14 protein-coding genes and 3 pseudogenes are annotated in these 17159 nt (G+C 66.2%); 9 read left to right on the top strand and 8 right to left on the bottom strand.

Going from position 1 to position 17159, the window contains the following annotated elements; all coding sequences use genetic code 11:
- Nucleotides 1–36: 36 nt before the first annotated feature.
- Nucleotides 37–2835 carry a LuxR C-terminal-related transcriptional regulator gene (locus tag NR810_RS35090; protein ID WP_257458881.1) on the top strand — a complete coding sequence of 933 codons (2799 nt, stop codon included), beginning with the start codon at nucleotides 37–39 and terminating at the stop codon, nucleotides 2833–2835.
- A 108-nt stretch (nucleotides 2836–2943) separates the two neighbouring features.
- On the opposite strand, the gene NR810_RS35085 is transcribed toward NR810_RS35090, so the two are convergent.
- The 3 genes from NR810_RS35085 to NR810_RS35075 form a co-directional block, all read right to left on the bottom strand.
- Nucleotides 2944–3363 (bottom strand): hypothetical protein, encoded by a 420-nt coding sequence (locus NR810_RS35085; RefSeq protein ID WP_257458879.1) that lies wholly within the window; start codon nucleotides 3361–3363, stop codon nucleotides 2944–2946.
- Between the two features lie 186 nt (nucleotides 3364–3549).
- Entirely contained in the window at nucleotides 3550–4047 is a 498-nt protein-coding gene (locus tag NR810_RS35080; RefSeq protein ID WP_257458878.1) for a hypothetical protein, read from the bottom strand.
- Nucleotides 4048–4058: 11 nt separating this feature from the next.
- Nucleotides 4059–4301: a hypothetical protein gene (locus tag NR810_RS35075; RefSeq protein WP_257458877.1), complete on the bottom strand. Its 243-nt coding sequence runs from the start codon at nucleotides 4299–4301 to the stop codon at nucleotides 4059–4061.
- On the opposite strand from NR810_RS35075, the gene NR810_RS35070 reads away from it, so the two are divergent.
- A complete protein-coding gene (locus NR810_RS35070; protein WP_257458876.1) occupies nucleotides 4300–4599 on the top strand; it encodes a DUF5110 domain-containing protein in 300 nt (99 codons plus the stop codon). The two genes, NR810_RS35075 and NR810_RS35070, sit on opposite strands and share 2 nt — an antisense overlap.
- Before the next feature lie 91 nt (nucleotides 4600–4690).
- Here the strand turns inward: NR810_RS35070 and NR810_RS35065 are convergent, their stop codons facing one another.
- Nucleotides 4691–5272 carry a TetR/AcrR family transcriptional regulator gene (locus tag NR810_RS35065; RefSeq protein ID WP_257458875.1) on the bottom strand — a complete coding sequence of 194 codons (582 nt, stop codon included), beginning with the start codon at nucleotides 5270–5272 and terminating at the stop codon, nucleotides 4691–4693.
- 76 nt (nucleotides 5273–5348) lie between these two features.
- Between NR810_RS35065 and NR810_RS35060 the strand changes: the two genes are divergently transcribed.
- Nucleotides 5349–6332, top strand: a complete 984-nt coding sequence (locus NR810_RS35060; RefSeq protein WP_257458874.1) for an aldo/keto reductase — start codon at nucleotides 5349–5351, stop codon at nucleotides 6330–6332.
- A gap of 209 nt (nucleotides 6333–6541) precedes the next feature.
- On the opposite strand, the pseudogene NR810_RS35055 reads toward NR810_RS35060, so the two are convergent.
- Nucleotides 6542–6837 (bottom strand): annotated as a pseudogene (locus NR810_RS35055) (transposase); the annotation flags it as partial.
- 241 nt (nucleotides 6838–7078) lie between these two features.
- Entirely contained in the window at nucleotides 7079–8254 is a 1176-nt protein-coding gene (locus NR810_RS35050; RefSeq protein WP_257458873.1) for an MFS transporter, read from the bottom strand.
- 127 nt (nucleotides 8255–8381) lie between these two features.
- Between NR810_RS35050 and NR810_RS35045 the strand changes: the two genes are divergently transcribed.
- The 4 genes and pseudogenes from NR810_RS35045 to NR810_RS35030 all read left to right on the top strand — a co-directional run.
- Complete coding sequence (locus NR810_RS35045) at nucleotides 8382–8882, top strand: MarR family winged helix-turn-helix transcriptional regulator (protein ID WP_257458872.1); 501 nt, start codon at nucleotides 8382–8384, stop codon at nucleotides 8880–8882.
- A 394-nt stretch (nucleotides 8883–9276) separates the two neighbouring features.
- A complete protein-coding gene (locus tag NR810_RS35040) occupies nucleotides 9277–10140 on the top strand; it encodes a hypothetical protein (protein WP_257458870.1) in 864 nt (287 codons plus the stop codon).
- A gap of 61 nt (nucleotides 10141–10201) precedes the next feature.
- Nucleotides 10202–10426 (top strand): annotated as a pseudogene (locus NR810_RS35035) (transposase); the annotation flags it as partial.
- Between the two features lie 5 nt (nucleotides 10427–10431).
- Nucleotides 10432–10590 (top strand): annotated as a pseudogene (locus NR810_RS35030) (IS3 family transposase); the annotation flags it as partial.
- Between the two features lie 25 nt (nucleotides 10591–10615).
- Here the strand turns inward: NR810_RS35030 and NR810_RS35025 are convergent.
- Entirely contained in the window at nucleotides 10616–11476 is an 861-nt protein-coding gene (locus NR810_RS35025; protein ID WP_257458869.1) for a DJ-1/PfpI family protein, read from the bottom strand.
- A 261-nt stretch (nucleotides 11477–11737) separates the two neighbouring features.
- On the opposite strand from NR810_RS35025, the gene NR810_RS35020 reads away from it, so the two are divergent.
- Both NR810_RS35020 and NR810_RS35015 read left to right on the top strand, forming a co-directional pair.
- Nucleotides 11738–12928: a sialidase family protein gene (locus NR810_RS35020; protein WP_257458868.1), complete on the top strand. Its 1191-nt coding sequence runs from the start codon at nucleotides 11738–11740 to the stop codon at nucleotides 12926–12928.
- A gap of 119 nt (nucleotides 12929–13047) precedes the next feature.
- Nucleotides 13048–14172: a hypothetical protein gene (locus tag NR810_RS35015; protein WP_257458867.1), complete on the top strand. Its 1125-nt coding sequence runs from the start codon at nucleotides 13048–13050 to the stop codon at nucleotides 14170–14172.
- A 1-nt stretch (nucleotide 14173) separates the two neighbouring features.
- On the opposite strand, the gene NR810_RS35010 is transcribed toward NR810_RS35015, so the two are convergent.
- Nucleotides 14174–16918, bottom strand: coding sequence for a PKD domain-containing protein (locus NR810_RS35010; RefSeq protein WP_257458865.1), 2745 nt, complete (start codon nucleotides 16916–16918; stop codon nucleotides 14174–14176).
- Nucleotides 16919–17159: the final 241 nt, after the last annotated feature.

Here is a 17159-nt window from a genome sequence, read left to right as displayed (position 1 = left end):
AATTGATTCTGTAATCGGTCGTAGGGGGACGTACCCATGCCGAGCCTTCGAACCGCAACGAGGAGTCGTGCGTCATCGCCTTTCCTGACGGACGTCGCGGAGCATGCGGCACCGTTCGGCGAACATCTCTCGCACCTGCTGCCGACGAAGCTCTCTCCGCCGCAGACGACCTCCGTGCTGGTGGCGCGTGGCGCGCCGCTCCGGAAGATGGACCGCGGCGCTGGCGGCAAGCTGGTGCTGGTCACCGCGCCACTCGGCTGGGGCAAGACGACGCTGCTGACGCAGTGGTACCAGGAAGCGCGCGCGCAGCGGCTGTTCGCGTGGCTGTCGCTCGACGAGCTGGACAACGCACCCGAGCGGTTCTTCTCCTATCTGGTGGGGGCGATTCGCCGGGCCGCTCCGGACTTCGACGCGTACATCGCGAGCCAGCTCGACGCGCAGGTGGAGCTTCCGCTCGACCACGCCATGTCCGTCGTGCTGCGGAGCCTGTGGAACCTGGGACGCGAGCTGGTGGTGGTGCTCGACGACTTCCACGTGCTGCGCGAGCGCGCGCTGGTGCGGGCCTTCTCGTACCTGCTCGAGCACTCGCCGCCGCACGTCCACTGGGTCGTCTCGTCGCGCAACCTGCCCGAGCTGGACCTGGCGAAGCTGAAGCTCACCGAGCAACTGGTGACGCTCGACAGCCGAGACCTGAGCCTGGATGGCGAGGCCATCCGCGAGCTGGGACAGCGCCTGTGTGACGCCGAGCTCTCGCCCGATGATGTCGAGTACCTGCTCTCGCGCACCGAGGGATGGGTCGCCGGTGTGAAGCTGGCGCTGCTGTCGGTGGGCGAGCACGCGAACGTGGGTGACGCGCTGCGCAAGGCCAGCGGCTCCAACCGGGACGTGGCGCGGTACCTGGCGGACGCGGTGCTGCGCGAGCAGACCCGGGAGGTGCAGGAGTTCCTGGTGCTGAGCTCGGTGGTGGACCAGCTCAACGGGGAGCTCTGCAACGCGCTCCTGGGCATCACCCATGGCCCGGCGTTGCTGGCGGACCTCGAGCGGGCGCAGCTCTTCATCCAGCCGCTCGACTCCCAGCGTCAGTGGTACCGGTACCACGCTCTGTTCCTCGACTTCCTGAGGACCCAGCTCGCGTGCGACTTCGGCGACCGCATCCCCTGGCTGCATCGGGCGGCGAGCGCGTGGTTCGCCGAGCACCAGCGGCCGGACGAGGCGTTGAAGCACGCGTTCGCCTCCGGCGACCGGAGCTGGTGCCTCGAGCTCACGGCGCGCTGCGCGGAGGCGTGGATGCGCGAGGGGGAGATCGCCTCCGTGCTCCACTGGACGGAGAAGCTGACGGCGGAGGAGATCATCCGTTCGCCGGCGATCTGCGTGGCGCACATCGCGTGCCTCATCCTGTCCCGGCGCTACGCGCAAGCCTCATCGGCGCTGCGGGACGCCCAGCACCGCCTCGCCACCGCGCACGCCACGTCCGGCCCGGTGCGCGAGCGGCTGTCGAAGCAGCTCGAGCGCCTCACGCTGCTCCACGCCATCCTGTCCGGCTCGGCCCCGGGCGCTGGCCTCGAGCTGGACGCGTGGTCGGGCGATGAGGACCTGGACGTCTTCATGGCGGGCGCGCTGCTGGCGGCGAAGGCCTACCAGGCGCTCCGGATGAACAGGTTCGATGCGATGCGCCGGCTCGCGCTGAGCGCGCGAGAGACCCTGCAGGGACTCAACAGCCCCTTCATCAACGGCTACACGGACGTCCTCATCGCGCTGGCGGACCGGGCGCAGGGGAACATGAAGGACGCGGCGGAGCGGTGCGACGCGGCGTTCGCGCAGGCGAACCGCGGCCGGCGCAACCCGGTGTGGGTGAACGCGGCGACGGCACTGGCCAACGCCCGCTACGAGCAGAACCGGCTCGACGAGGCCGAGGCGCTCTGCATCGAGGTGCTGCCGCTGCTGCCGCAGGCGCCCGCGTTCGAGACCTTCGCGATGGCCTACCTCGTGCTGGCCCGAATCAAGTCCATCCGCGGGAAGTACACGGAGGCCTGGCAGCTCGTGGACTATCTCCACAGCGTCCTCGAGTGCGGTCACCAGACGCGCTTCCTGGCCCATGTGTGCGGCGAGAAGATCCGGCTCGGTCTGGTGGAGCAGGCGCCGGAGCGCGTGAGGGAGGTGGCGCGGGAGTTCGGCCTGGGCGAGCGCATGCGGCGCGGAGAGTGGAGCGAGCGGCGCTTCTACGACGAGACCTGGGAGCGGCTCGGGCTGGCGCAGGCGTGGGTGCTGATGGCGCGAGGGCGGTACGGCAAGGCGCACGCGATGCTGGAGACCCTGCGAGCCAGCGCCCATGACGTGGGCTACGTGTCCCGGGAGAGCGCGCTGCTGGCGGCGATAGCGGTGTGTCACTGGCGCGGGGGAGACCCCGCGGCGGCGTTCGCCGCGCTCAACCGTGGCATCGCGTTGGTGCAGCGGTTCGGCTTCAACCGGGGCGTGTTCGACGAGACGCCGGGGCTTCAGGAGGTCATCGTCGCGGCCGCCACCCAGAGGAAGCTGAGCCACGTGCTGCCCTCGCGGTACACCGAGAGGTTCCAGGACGTGCTCTCGGCGGGAATGAGTGGGCCGCGGGAGTTGGCGGAACCGCCCAGCGTGCCGCTCGAGCCGCTCACCGAGCGCGAACTGCAGATGCTCAAGCTGCTGGCGCAGGGGCTGAGCAACCAGGAGATCAGCGAGCGCTCGAACGTGGCGCTCTCCACCACGAAGTGGCACCTGCGCAACGTGTTCGCCAAGCTCGAGGTGACCACGCGCACCGCGGCCATCGTGAAGGCACAGGAGCGACTCCACCGGAACCTGTGAGGTGCCGGCGGGGAGGGGCGGCCCAGGGGCTGCTAAAGAGGACGTGGCCATGCGTTTCCGAGCGCGCATCGCGGGCAGGCCACAGCGGCCTGCCGCTGGCCGGGTCCGTTACTTGCCGGTGAGCGTCTCCTCGTAGGGCGGGCAATCCCACTCTCCACGGCAGTAACACGTATAGGTGCCTCCGATGCCATCCGTGCAGCTGCGCTTCGTGCCGATGGCGCCGCAGGCGAGCGCGTCGAGCTGATAGCAATAGGGCAGGGTGGTCCACTCGCTGGTGGAGGCCTTCTCGGCGCTGAGGGCGTCCTCACGGGCCGGCGGGTCCGGGCAGAAGGTGGCCTCGCAGTCCATGCGGCCGATTTCGCAGTTTTCCTTGGCCTCGGCAGTCGTCGCGCGCGACATGCACCGCACGTAGAGCCAGTGGCAGTCGTCACAGCTGGCCGCCTTGACGGTGGCCGGGGTTTCCATCTCCGTACCACCGCATCCCGCCAGCAGCCCGGTCAACAGCAGTGCTCCGATCATCGCTCGCATGTGTTCTCCCAGTTGTGAAGTCCTTCCAGGCGCGAAGTTGCGGCCATTGCTGGTCCCTCACGCCCGGAAGGTATCAAAGGATTCGGAAACGTGGGACTTTGAGCCGAAACGAGACTCGGCATGGACGGTTGAACCCACCCATCGTCAAATGGTTCCGAGGACTTGCGAGTTGGCGCGCGCTTTGATTCATGCTTGTCGCCGTCGCGGTGGCTCGGGATACCACCACCACCAGTGAGAGAGCGGGAGCTCGGGCGGGATTTGGTCGTCGGACAGGTAGCCTTCGCTTCCCCGTTCGCGGATGAGCCCATCGATGGCACTGGTATCGATGGAGGCCACGTGCTCGGCGAGCACGGTCTCCTGGAACAGCTCGATGAAGAACTGGAGCCCGGAGCGGATGACACACAGTTGCTCCCACTCATTGGCTTCCCAGATTCCCTCGAACTGGTGCAAGACATTCAATGGGAAGAACGTGAGATCCACACCCTGCTTCTCGAGCACGGAAACGGTCTCGTTCAGGAATCGCTGGAGAGCGATTTCGGAGCGGAGCTCGGGGGATGTCGTGAGCACCTTCCCCACCTGGTACGTGTCGGCCATCAGCTCCGCGACCGCGCCGTTCTCGTAGCCATCGCCCCCCTGTCGAAGGACATCGAGCTTCCGACGGGCTCCCTCCAGGATCTGTGTCAAGGCCTCTGCTCTCATTTCGCTCCTTGATTCATGTAGGTCGCCAGGAAGACCTCTCCGGCTTCGGTTACGTTGACAATGGCAAACATCTTGTATTTCTTGCCGGCTTCCTCGAACTCACGCAGGAAGTGAAACTGGTACGACCCTCCTTGGGTCACCTGGTCGTGACCGTTCCATTCTGGATGGACCGACTGGTTCACCGGCAAGACGTACGCGGGCGGCACGACCCAGAGCATCACCACCGGGCTGGACACCATGCCGGTGTTCGTCAAGTCCGGCGGGATGGTGCCCACGCGCAGCAAGGACGTCACCAACGACGTCCAGAACCCGCTGGACGCGGTCACGCTCACGGTGGCGGCGGGCGCGACGGGGCACGCCAGCCTCTTCGAGGACGACGGCACGACCTCCGACCGCAAGCAGAGCACCAGCACGGACATCCGCTACACCGAGGGCGGCCAGCTCGCGGCGCTCCGTGTCGACGGCCCTCGACGAGCCTGGGTTTGGACGTGGCCTACCGGTACAGGTAGGGCGCGTTTGCCCCGGGTCAGCTTCTGACCCGGGGTGGCCGCTTGGGCCGGCGACCGAGGAGCAGCACCGCGCGTGGGGGCTGGTGTGAGCTAGGTGCTCCTGCTCATCGGCGAAGAGGTCATTTCGCGGCGGCGAGCCCGCGCAGCAGCGTCTGCAGCACCCGCTTGAGCTCGGGCTCGCGATTCTTCTCTGCGGTCTCGAGGATCAAGCGCGGATGGAAGAACCCCGCCGTGCCGTCGAGGAGCACTTCGGCGTGGCGCTGCGGTGATGGGTCTCCGGCTTCCTCGAGCAGACCGACGAGCTGCCTGGTCCGCTGCTCGAGGTACGCCTGCACGAACGGCTTCTTCACCGCGGTGGCCGTCTCGAACGCTGCATAGGTCTCGCGATCGTTCAGCGCCCGGTCTCGCTTCATCGCGTACTGGGCGACGAACCACTGTTCGAGCTTCTGCGACGCCTTTCGATTCGACGCGCAGACCTTCTCGAGCTCAGAGGTCGTCTCCCCCAGCCACCGCTCGAGCACCGCGTCGAGGAGCGCCTCCTTGCTCTCGAAGTACGCGTAGAGCGCGACGTGACTGATCCCCAGCTCGCGGGCGATGTCGGTCAGCCGAACCTTCTCGAACCCCTGGGTGCGGATGCGCGCGAGCGCGACGTCGATGGCGCGGGTCTTGAGCTCAGCGGGGGACGATCCGGTTCGAGGCATGGCGCTGCGATTCCCTTGACGATGGTTTGGTTACAACTTACAAATGTTGTAATAAGTAACAATGAGGGTACCATCAATGGCGGATTCGAGAAAGCTGGGCAACGGCGGACCGGTGGTCTTTCCCATCGCACTCGGCTCGGAGGCGCTCGCCCACGGTGACGGCATGCGGGTGCTCCACGAGGCGATCGAGCGCGGAGTCGAGCTGCTCGACACCGCCGATTTCTACGGCGCGGGCGGTGACGAGCAGCTGATCGGCAGGGCGATCGAGGGCCGTCGCGACAAGGTGAAGCTGTCGGTGAAGTTCGGGGGGCTTCGCTCTCCCGACGGGACGTTCGTCGGTCTCGATGCGCGGCCGACGTCGGTGAAGAACTTCCTCTCGTATTCACTCAAGCGGCTGGGCGTCGATCACATCGACGTCTATCGCCCGGCTCGGCTCGATCCGGTGGTGCCCATCGAAGACACCATCGGTGCCATCGCCGACCTGGTGAAGGCCGGGTACGTGCGGCACATCGGACTGTCCGAGATGGGCGCGGACACCCTCCGCCGTGCGCACGCCGTGCATCCGATCAGCGACCTGCAGATCGAATACTCGCTGTTCAGTCGCAAGCCCGAGCAGAGCGTCTTTCCCGTATTGAGCGAGCTCGGCATCGGGGTGACGGCGTACGGTGTGCTCGCGCACGGCCTCCTGAGCGGCAAGGCGAGACCTGCGGACCGGACAGGGCATCGAACGCACCTGCCGTGGTTCCACCCGGGGAACTTCGAGCAGAACGTGAAGCTCGTCGACGCGCTGTCGAGGATCGCGGCCGAGAAGGCGGTCGCCACGTCGCAGCTGGCGATCGCCTGGGCGCTGGCGCGGCGGAAGGACCTGGTGCCGGTCGTCGGCGCGCGGACCGTGGCCCAGCTCTCGGAGACCCTGGCGGCGCTGAGCATCGAGCTCAGTGCGGAAGACCTTGCGAGGATTGAGGCCGCCGTTCCGCGAGAGGCAGTCGCCGGAACGCGGTACCTGCCACGGTTGATGGAGCTGCTCGACAGCGAACGTGAGCCGCGAGGTCTCCGATGAAGGCGATCCGATCATCGCCCCCGAGGGAAGGACAGCGCGAGCGAGCGGGGAAGGCGGTCCGGACACGGCACGTCGCCGTGCTCCCGCATGTCCACCTGCTGGATTTGTCCGGTCCGGTGCAGGCGCTCTTCGAGGCCAACGGGTTCGGGGAGGACCACGGCCCGCTGATGGTGGCCCGCGTGGCGCGCGAGCTGGTCGTCTACCTACGCCTCGAGGTCTCCTTCGCGAAGAAGGCCGCCGCTTTTTTCAGGAAGTCGCGCTCCATCTCCAGATGACGCACCTCCTTGCGCAACCGGACCAACTCCTCCCGCTCGGCCGTGGAGAGCGCGCCTGCCGACTCCTTGCCCTCGCCTCCGTCCGCCTCGCGCCCCCAGTTACGCAGGGCCGATTCCGTCAGGTCGATGTCGTTGGCCACCTGGGGCAGGCTCTTGCTGCCCTCTCGCGCCAGCCGGACCGCCTCGGCCCTGAACTCCGGGGTGAAACTCCGCCCCTTCCTTCGCTCCATGAACACTACCTCCCGTGTAGCCGACTTACGAGGTGTGTCCACAAAATCGGGGCAGGCTCACGATCACCCGGAACCCCGCGTCCGCGAGTGGGACGATCTGCGGGCCCCAGGCACGACCGGAATTGCTGATGCCGTGCAGCAGGATCACCGGCCGGCCAGAACCGAACTCCATGAAGTAATTCCTGCGACCTTCATTCTCATAACGGGCCAAGGCGAGCCTCCCTGACTTCGAAGGAAATGGTTACCCGCTCATCCGGGCGTATGACGCAGGCGAGAAGCGCAGGGCGATTCCGACGAGCACGAGAGAGAGACCCGCCATCAGCACCCAGGCCAGGCTGAGACTGGCCATGTGTTGCCGGAGAACGCCGGCAATGAAGGGGAACGTCGCGGCGATCAGATATCCGCTCCCCTGCACGAAGGCGGCGAGCTCACCGGCCTGGCGGGGATCGCTCGCATGGTCCATCGCGACAATCAATGACAAGGGGAACAGCGCGCCGATGCCGAGCCCCATCAAGATGGCGGACGGCAAGGCCAATTGAAGGGGGGTGATGAGCAGACAGAGCAGGCCGACGAACAGCGACAGAATCGCAGAGAGGAGGGCGGGCCGTCGATCTGGCAGGCGGTCGATCCAGAAGGACACAGCAAGACCCGCGACGACTTCGGCGAGCGTCACCACGCCGAGCAATTCTCCTGCGTCCACCGGAGCCCACCCCAGGCCCGTGTAGTAGGGAGGAAGCCACGCAAGAACGAGCGTGTAGGCGCCAGTGCCAAGCCCGAAGAACAGCGCGAGGAGCCAGGCGCGTGGACTGCGGGAAAACGGTGTCCTGGTTGCTTCGGTGATGACAACGGAGTGTCCCGCTCCACGAGTTGCCAGCATCCACGCTCCTGCCGCGAGCAGGGCGGGAAGGCACCAGCTCGCCAACGCCGCCACCCACCCGAAGTGGCTGGCCAGACGCGGGGACAGCACGCTCGCGGATACAGCTCCTCCCATGATCGCGGTCGAGTAGTAACCCATGACTCCGCCGGCCCTTTCAGCGAAACAGCGTCTGATGAAGGCCGGCAGCAATGCCTGCACAATGGCGATCCCGATTCCAGCGGCCACAGCCGTTCCGACCAGCCCCGCGCCGGTAGAGACCCCGGCGCGCCCCGCGCACGCCAACCCGATGACAGCGATTCCGAGCAGGATACCGTAACGCTCACCCGTCAGCCGCCGCAGGCGATAGGCGCTGAGCGCACAGGCCCCCATGAGAAAGACTGGAATGGTGGTCAGCAGACTCGCGCGTGTGTCGGTGAGGCCGATCGCCCGTTGAATCGCGTCGAGAAGCGGCCCGATGGACGCAAGCGCCGGACGCAGATTCAAGCCAACCAGGACGATGGCGATGAGCAACAACAAGGAGCTTTTCCCGAACTTCGACATGTTCGCCTTTCGGCGGGGCCACGAGGCGCGCTCCCGGTTTGCACCCGCACTCATCTTGACGTAGAGTATCTTCACGCCGAGATATATGGGGAGATATCTCCATGTCAAGACACATGGACGGAGCAAGATGGATCGCGCGATGAAGGCGGCCGAGCAGTGGCGAGGGGAACGGCCAGATATCGAAACGGGACCCATGGTGGTGCTGGGCCGCTTGCTCGAAGCGGCGCACCGTATTGCCCAGGAGCGACTCAATCCGCTCTTCGCCGAGTACGGGCTCCAACCTGGAGAGTTCGATGTCCTGGCGACCTTGAGGCGGAGCGGCGCCCCCTATGAGCTGACGCCAACCGCGTTATACGATGCCGCGATGATCTCCTCCGGAAGCATGACCAACCGCATCGACCGGCTGGAGAAGGCGGGGTTGGTCAAGCGCAGACCGCATCCAACCGACCGCCGGGGGACACTGGTCGCGCTGGCGCCCAAAGGGCTGGATGTGATTGAACGCGCCATTGGCCCGCACGTACGAAACCAACAGATGATCCTGAGCGTCCTCACGAAGAGCGAACAGGAACAACTTTCCAATCTTCTGGCAAAACTCATCACCGCGGAGCGGAATCCTTCATCCAGATGATACGGCCCCGCACTTCGCCGCGGGTCGCCGCATGAGATGGCGGCCATTGCCAGACGTCCTGCCGCCGCGGACCTCCTCGGCCTCTCTGCACCAGCCCTCACCCTCCACATGGTCTCTATCCCGCCTATACGCCGTCGAGGTAGCGGGGCGTGTGGACGCGCTCCAGCGCCAGGCGATGCAGGTGTTACGGCAGAAGCACGTGCACCCGTACTTCTGGGCACCATTCCTTCCCATTACGGCGAGTCGCTCTACGCCGCCGCGGACGCGGTCGACATCGCCGTGCTCGCCGCGTTCGGCTCGCGTTGAGTCCTGCCAGACCCCGTGCGCTTTCGCATGGGCTGAAAAATCGTCGCAGGTATGGCGGGCTCGCCGTGCTACTGTCTGCTCGATGCGCATGATCCTTCTGATCGTCGGGGCCCTGCTGGCCAGCGATGCCGTTGCAGCACCGGTACGGCTGAGAACGCAGATCGAGTGTTTGGCCGAGCAAGTCCAGTGCAAGGCTGTCGAGGCCGCGATGGCCGTGGGGGTAGAGGCCGAGCGGTTGGGTTCCGCCGCGGCGGATGCCTACGACTTCGAGCTCGTCGCAAAGGTTCAGCCGATCGCGGTGTTCTTCGAGCTACGGGATCGCAAAGGTATTCGGCTCATCGCTCACACCGACGTCGCGGAGTATCGCGCCCCGCATGCGGCCTCGGACGGGCTCGTGTTGCTGGGCTTTTCCACGTTAGTCTTCGCGCCGATCGCATACGATCTCCATCAGCCGACAACGCTGGCGGATCGGTCACGAGCGTGGACCGTGATGACACGGCGGGTGATCCGGCAGGGAATCCGTGGTGGGAAGTCGTACGTTGGCGCGCGCGAGGGGCGCTCCAAGCAGTGGAGGGTGGATTTCGGCACGCCCGAGGTGCGCCGAAAGCGGGTGATCGCGGATGACGAGGTGCTTGCCCAGGACTCCGACTTCGAACTCGCCACGGCGGGATCCGACGAGGTGCTCGAGGCGACGTACAGTGCGAGCTTGCTGCTGCCGGAGCTCGTATCGTTGCTCGACAGCGCCGAGTCGATCGAGATCGGCGACGGTAAGGCCACCCTGGTGGTTCAGATGATCGAAGGTCGTTTTCACCCGTCATTGCAGGTGCGCGGGAACGCGGCGCTCTCGCGCACGCTACCGAGGTCGAGCAAGCTCGTTCCACCGCGCACTCGCGCCATCAGCCTACCCGGCGCCACACGCGTCCTGGTGCCGGTGACGCTGCGCCGGCGGTGAGTGAGCCTGCCCCGATTTTGTGGACACACCTCGTAAGTCGGCTACACGGGAGGTAGTGTTCATGGAGCGAAGGAAGAGGCGGAGTTTCACCCCGGAGTTCAGGGCCGAGGCGGTCCGGCTGGCGCGAGAGGGCAGCAAGAGCCTGCCCCAGGTGGCCAACGACATCGACCTGACGGAATCGGCCCTGCGTAACTGGGTGCGCGAGGCGGACGGAGGCGAGGGCAAGGAGTCGGCAGGCGCGCTCTCCACGGCCGAGCGGGAGGAGTTGGTCCGGTTGCGCAAGGAGGTGTGCACCACTTGGACCGGGGCAGCCAGTACGCCAGCACCGATTACCAGCAGGCGCTGGCCGCTCGCGGGATTCAATGCAGCATGTCGCGCAAGGGCAGCTGCTTGGACAACGCCGTGGTGGAGAGCTTCTTCAGCAGCTTGAAGCAGGAACTCGGGCAGAGGCGGCACTCTTCGCTGGGGCGCGCACTCACCGCTCGAAGTATTTCGGCGCCTTCTGGAACGCCTTCCGGCAGCCCTCCGAGCAAAACAGGTAGTGCTGCCCTTCATGGTCGAGTGCCGGGGCGTGCTTCGGGTCGACTTCCATCTCGCAGACCGGGCACAGCGGGTGCTCCGCGGTGGACACGGCCCGCTGCGCGAAGGCGGCGTTGCTCGCGGGATCCTTCCAGCCAAGCCCCTGGTATTCCAGCTGGGTGGCGGTCGCTTCGGCCACCTTGCGCCCGAAGGAGCGATCCACCACGTGCAGCGCCAGATCGATGCCCGAGGTGAGTCCACCGGCGGTCGCGACCCGGCCGGAGTCCACGAAGCGGGCGCCCCGCTTGACGTCGACCGCCGGGTAGCTGGATGCGAGCAGGCCGAGTGCCGAATGATGCGTGGTGACCTGCTTGCCGTCGAGGAGCCCCGCCGCCGCGAGCACGAAGGCGCCGGTGCACACAGACATGGTCAACTCCGTGTGGGCGCTGACCTTCTTGAGCCAGGCGAGCACCGCGGGCGAGGGCTCCGCCCCAAGGGCCGGGACGACGACCACGTCGGGCATGGGCGCATTGCCAAAGCTGAAATCGGGCAACACCGTGAGTCCGCCCGAGACCTTCACGGGCTGCTTCGTCTCCGCCACGGTGAAGAGCTTGTACGCCGGGCCTGAACCGCCGGGCACGTTCACGTATTGGAATACACCCCACGGGCCCGCGAAGTCGACCACCTCGGCGCCCGCCGCGAGCACGAAGGCGACAGAGATGGGGGCCTTCGGCCGCTGCGGGGAAGCGGTGGGTTCGGCGGCGAGCGCGGCAGTGGCCAGACACAGGGCCGGGAGCAAGGCATGAAGTCGTTGCATGGGTCTGTATTTAACTGACTCCGATCATGAACCCGCTGCGTCTTATTGCCGCAGTCAGCGCTCGCTCCCCCAAGCAGGGGCGAAGCCGAGTACCGCTTCGGATCGATTGCAGCCGATCCTCTGGGCACGGCTATGGACAACGCCGCTCCGAGGCGATTCTGAAGGCACTCCTGTCCGCCGGTAGCCTACGTCGACGATGCATACGGATTTTTCAGCTTATTCTGTTGATTCCGTGAAGTCATGTGCGGCACGTTCACGGTCATGACTCCGAGTCCTCTCCGCACTCGAACCTCCTCCTGTCTCACGCCACGACTGCTGGCAGCGCTCGCGCTGCTCGCCGCTCCCCTCTGCGCGTGCGCACCCGAGGAGCAGCCCGGCAGCGACGAGCCTGTCGCGACGAACGAGGCGGCGCTCCCGGCCGGGGGCTGGCGAACGCTGATGCCGAGTGGAGGGGCGCCGATCCGCACCATCACCCGCCGTTCGGATGGGGCGCTGATCGGTGGGGCGAGCACGGGCCACGGCATCAGCGTCTGGAAGAGCACCAATGGCGGCGCGAGCTGGACGCCGCACGGCTCCGTGGCCAACAACGCGGCCGTGGACTTCGGCGACGTGATGATGCTCGCCATTCCAGGGACGCGCACCATCTACTGTGCCTTCCGCGAGTACGCCAACGGCCAGTGGCGCATCACCGTCACCCGGAGCGACAACGACGGTGACAGCTGGGTCTACGACAGCACCCCCGCCGGTCCGTACTCCCGCTTCGTGGGCGCGCCGTTCCTCTTCCTGCGCGCGAACGGAGATCTGCAGGTCTACTACGACTCCGAGCAGCTCGCCGCGCAGCAGGGCTACCCCGGTCACCAGTGGATCGCGATGCAGGGCCGCAGCGGCAGGACCGGGGCGTGGACCGCGTATGGCGTCGTCACCGCCTCGCGAGACAAGCGCGCCGGCGCGCTGAGCCGCGAGGGCATGCCCACCGTGGTTCAGCTCGGTGGCGACCGCATCATGCTCGTGAACGAGGGAGTCGAGCCGTTCACGACGGGCGGTGCCCGCGCCAACGTCATTCATGCCAGCCAGTCGTGGGATGGCGGCAGGACGTGGGACGACTCGCTGCGCCGTACCGTCTACCAGTCACGGATCGATCCCGTCTCCGGGCGCCGTTACAACGCGTACGTGCCCTATGCGATCCGCGTCGGCAACGGCCCCGTGGGGGTCGCGTTCTGCACCGACGAGGACAAGGCGGGCTCCCCCGACCTCTCGAGCGCGCCCGTGGACCAGCGCAACTGCCACGTCGGGTACGTCAGCACGACCACCAACTTCGAGACCTGGTCCGGCGCGAGTCCCGTATGGACCGCGACCTCGCGCAACTACACGCCCGGCCTCTTCGAGCGAGCCCCCAACGATGTCATCGCGGTGATCGACGCGCTCGGCGACAACCGCGTCCTGCAGCGGTAGCCGCACGCAGTTGCTCGAGCGGCGACATCAGGGCACCGGACACTGGATGGAAAAACCAGGAATCGAATGATACCTTGTTCCACGCCGTTCCGTCACCCACCGCCGCCGATGAGGGATTCATGGCCTACAACAACGTCCAGTTCATCGGATTCTCCATCAACACGTTGCCCGCGGCGGATGCGGATCCAAACAATCCCTTCCATTCGAAGTATCTGGGCAATGTGAACAGCAAGATCGACCTGTCGAAGCGCTGTCAGGTCATGATGGATGCGGTGCGGACGGCCGCGAAGAGCGTGTCCATCGCGGGCGGAAACACCCTCAAGATCTTCGTTGCACCGGAGTTCTTCTTCCGCGGAGAGCAGGGGGCCTATCCCATCGAGGAAGTGTCGGCGATCCTGCCCAGGCTTCGGCAGTGGACCCACTCAGCGGCCTACAAGGACTGGCTCTTCGTCTTCGGAACGGCACTGGGCTATCTGACGGATGGCCCGACCAAGGAGATTTTCAACATCGCGCTGATCCAGCGTGGCGGAACCCAATCGGACGACAAGGATAACGCCAGGCTGGTCATGAAAGAGTATATCTCGCGCGTCGATTTCATCCGCCCCAACGTGAGAACGGGCGCCCCATGTCCAAGCTGCGGCACCTTCGTCCACACGAGTGACTTCACGAATTGGGATGTCAATCGGGCCGACCACCGATTGGCACTGGCGGACAAGCCGAATCAACGCATGACCATTCTCAGGCCCACACGGGGCTCGAGGGATCATCTCGCCAAGGGCACGAACGCTCCCGGGCGCGGAAGGGAAGGCAGTGCTTCCGGTCTGGGCGGTGGAGGCCAGTTCACCATGGCGGGCATCCGCTTCGGCCTGGAAGTCTGCTTGGATCACTTCAAGGCGCGGCTCAGGGATTCGCCGCCCGCGATGGGTGAAGACTACCCGCAGATCCATTTGATTCCATCCGCGGGGATTCAGATCACACAGGCGTCGGTTGCCTGCGGAAACCAGGGCATCATCTTCAACGTGGACGGAGGCGGGCACGTGCACCTCGCGCAGAACGCGGGGACCTACGATGCCCCCCACGTCAACAACTGGGCCTGGTATTTTCCGCCAAACACCGTGGGCTGGGCCGACGTGGGGCTGGTCAAGGCCAGGAAGGACGGGGCTGAGTACTTCGTCGGCGGTGGGGGCCTGGTCTTCATCTCCCATGGGGTCCCCATTCCGGCGGCTGTCCCCGCGCCTCCTTGACCTATCGTGGCGAGGCAGCGACCGTCCCGGTGACCACGAAGTCGAGGGCGCCCCTGGAGGCCGTGAGGGTGATGGGATTGGTGAAGTTCGCCGGCTCGACCACCGCACCCGGGATGGAGGCGGTCAGCGTCCACTGCCCCGCCGGAATGGGACCCAGGCTGTACCTCCAGATGCCCTGTCCCGAGCTGTAGTAGGAGGTGGTGGTCCTCAGCCCATCGGAGATGGTGGCGGGCCCGGTGGCCCCGGAGATGGTGCCGTAGGCGTACCAGCCGCTGGAGGTGAAGTTCTTCCCCGTGACGGTGCCGCCCTGGACCTCGATGGGCTGGGTGAAGCCCTGCGGGATGAACTGCCACCCCTCCAGCGTGGCCGTGAGCGTGTGGAAGCCGTCCAGCACGCCTTCCAGGGAGTAATCCCCGGTGCTGTTCGTCACCGCGGAACGGGTGCCATCGCTCACGCGCACTCCGGCCACTCCGATTCCTCCGTGCATCACCCGGCCCTGGATGGTGTAGCCGGAGATGGCCGTGGCGGTGAAGTCCAGGCCCGTCTGAGCGCCAGACACCGCCACCGGCACGGTGAATCCGCGCGTGAGGGTGTAACCGTAGCGGTTGGCGTTCAGGGTGTGGTTGCCCGAGGGAACGTGGGCGAGCGCATACCTGCCATCCGAGTCGGTGTACGTGACGCGAGTGCCGGTGCCATCCGAGATACGTACGTCCGCGAGCGGAAGACCCCCGTGCGTCACCCGACCGGAGAGGACGAAGGAGCTTGGCGCACCCACCTTCACCAGGACGGAGGCACTGGCGGTCCGGCCCTTCATGTCCGTCACCGTGCACCGGACGCGGTAGTCCCGCGTGGCATTGAAGGTGCGGGAGACGGTGGGGCTGTTGGTCCCGAAGGTGTCATCCCCGAAGTCCCAGTAGTAGGCGAGTGCGTCTCCATCCGGATCCTGCGCCGTGGCGGTGAAGGTGACGGAGCCATTGAGCGGCACCGCGGTGGCGCTCGCGCTCACGGAGAGCTGGGGCGCGCGGTTGCCCGGGAAGCTGCCGAGGTTCACCACGACATCCAGGGACTGGGGCTGCGTGCCTCCGAGGCGCACCGGCGTGACGTGGATGCCGGCGTTCTCGTCGGAGAAGGTCCTACCGATGACGAGCGCGGAGTCGTTCCGGCCGCTGGGGCTGCCGGGTGTCATGTCGAGCAGATGGCTCGCCTGGGGCGTCGTATAGCCCCAGTTGATGGAGACCCCGTTCATGAACCAGCGGTTCGCGGTGACGGACTGGCGGAAGTCCACCCAGTAGCTCTTCGTGCCACTGGAGCGCGGAATCCGCAGTGCATACGTGCTGGAACCGGAGGGCTCGAGTGCGTAGAGGCGGTAGGTGCCGCTGGCCGTCACCGTCTGTACTTGCGTGGGCTCGACCCACCCGAGCAACGTCTTGAACCAGGTATTGAAGTCGTACTTCGGCGTGCCGTTCAAACCCATGGTGTCGAACGGGTGGCCGTAGTCCTGGTTCGTGCCTTCACCGATGCTCAGTCCATTCGTCGGCACCCAGGCGTTGGCGTGACGCAGGCCGAGGTTGTGCCCCAACTCGTGCGCGATCACCCGGAAGGAAAACTCCCCGTTGACCCATTGCCCCTTGTTCCCCACGGTGGCGAGCCCGGCCCAGTCGCTGTAGATCTTCTTGAACCCGATGATGTCCAGCTCGTACCCGGCCGTGTCCCAGCCCGCGGCCAGCGCGGCTTCCCGCGCGTGCCGTTGCAGGGCCGCTCGGTCGTTCTTGTAGAAGGCGGCCGTCTCGGGCATCCGCAACACCGGCGTCACGGTGGCCCCGACCGTGGTGCGCCCGTAGGAGCTGGCCTTGAGGTAGTTGCTCACGGTCGTGTCGATGAGCGTTTGCACTGTGCTGGCGGAGACGGGCTCACCGGGCAGGTCGCTGAAGTCCACCAGGATGAGGAGCACGCGCTTGTGGCCCTCCGTCCAGGCGGAGAGCTGTGAGACGCCGAGCGCCGAGCGCTCCTGCTCACGGCTCTTGTCCTTCAAGGACTCGCTGAGCACGGACAGGCGCTGCTGCTCGCACAGCACCATCACCACGTCTCCGGCATGCACGCGCAGGCCACCCCCGGCGCTCACGCTCCTTCCAGCGCACGAGGTGTCCAACCGAACCGGCAGTCCTTGTACGCTCTCTTCCGGAGCCAGCACCCGCACCGGGCTGTCACTCACCGCCATGCGCTCGTCGAGCACCATGCCGTGCAGCGGGATGTTCTCCTGGCTCGGCTGGTCCAGCCGCCAGCCATACACGAAGGCCCGGTACGTCCGGCCCGCGAGCGTCACGAACCGCTCGACGTGCTCTTGCTGCTCCGAGGTGCCCTCGGGGGGCAGGGCGCTGAGGACGTTGAGATCGCCCATGCCGCTGACGGGCTGCTCCAGGTGCCGCAGCACCTGCTCTGGCATCTCCCCGCGCACATGGAAGGCCACCTCGTGCCGCAGCGCCTCACGGGGAGCCGCGGAGATGAGCGCCGAGAGGGCCTCCCTGCGTGTCATTGCGAGGGATTCGCCTTCGGGCACGAGGGATGACCGGGCCGCGGCATCCGTTCTCAGGTAACGCTCCGTCCAGGCATCGAACGCCGTGAATGCATTGGCGCCCACCACGGCGGGACGGGGCTCGGCGGCCGGAGGGGTTGTCTGGTTACAGCCCAGGAGGAACAGGGTGGCGAGCCAGAAACTCGCCCACCTTTGGCGGAACGGCAGGGTCATGAGTACCTCGCTGCGGGTTGGGACCCGCGACCCCAGCACGCCACACCGGGAACGTCTACTCCCGAACGCTCTCCAATCTCTTGAAGTCCCAGGGCTGTTATGACTCTCAAGAAATGGAAAAGCCTCGAAAAGCGCGAGGCAGGATTGACCCGGGTCCGCTCAATGAAATTGACTTTGATAATCTATTTCATTTAGGACGTGGGCCGTCTCTTCCGTCCCTGGAGACCGCTTCGACCTGGAG

It is taken from the genome of Archangium lipolyticum, assembly GCF_024623785.1.
GTDB classification, from domain to species: Bacteria; Myxococcota; Myxococcia; order Myxococcales; family Myxococcaceae; genus Archangium; species Archangium lipolyticum.
Note: the sequence above shows the minus strand (reverse complement) of the source record. Positions and strands in the feature narration are given on the sequence as shown.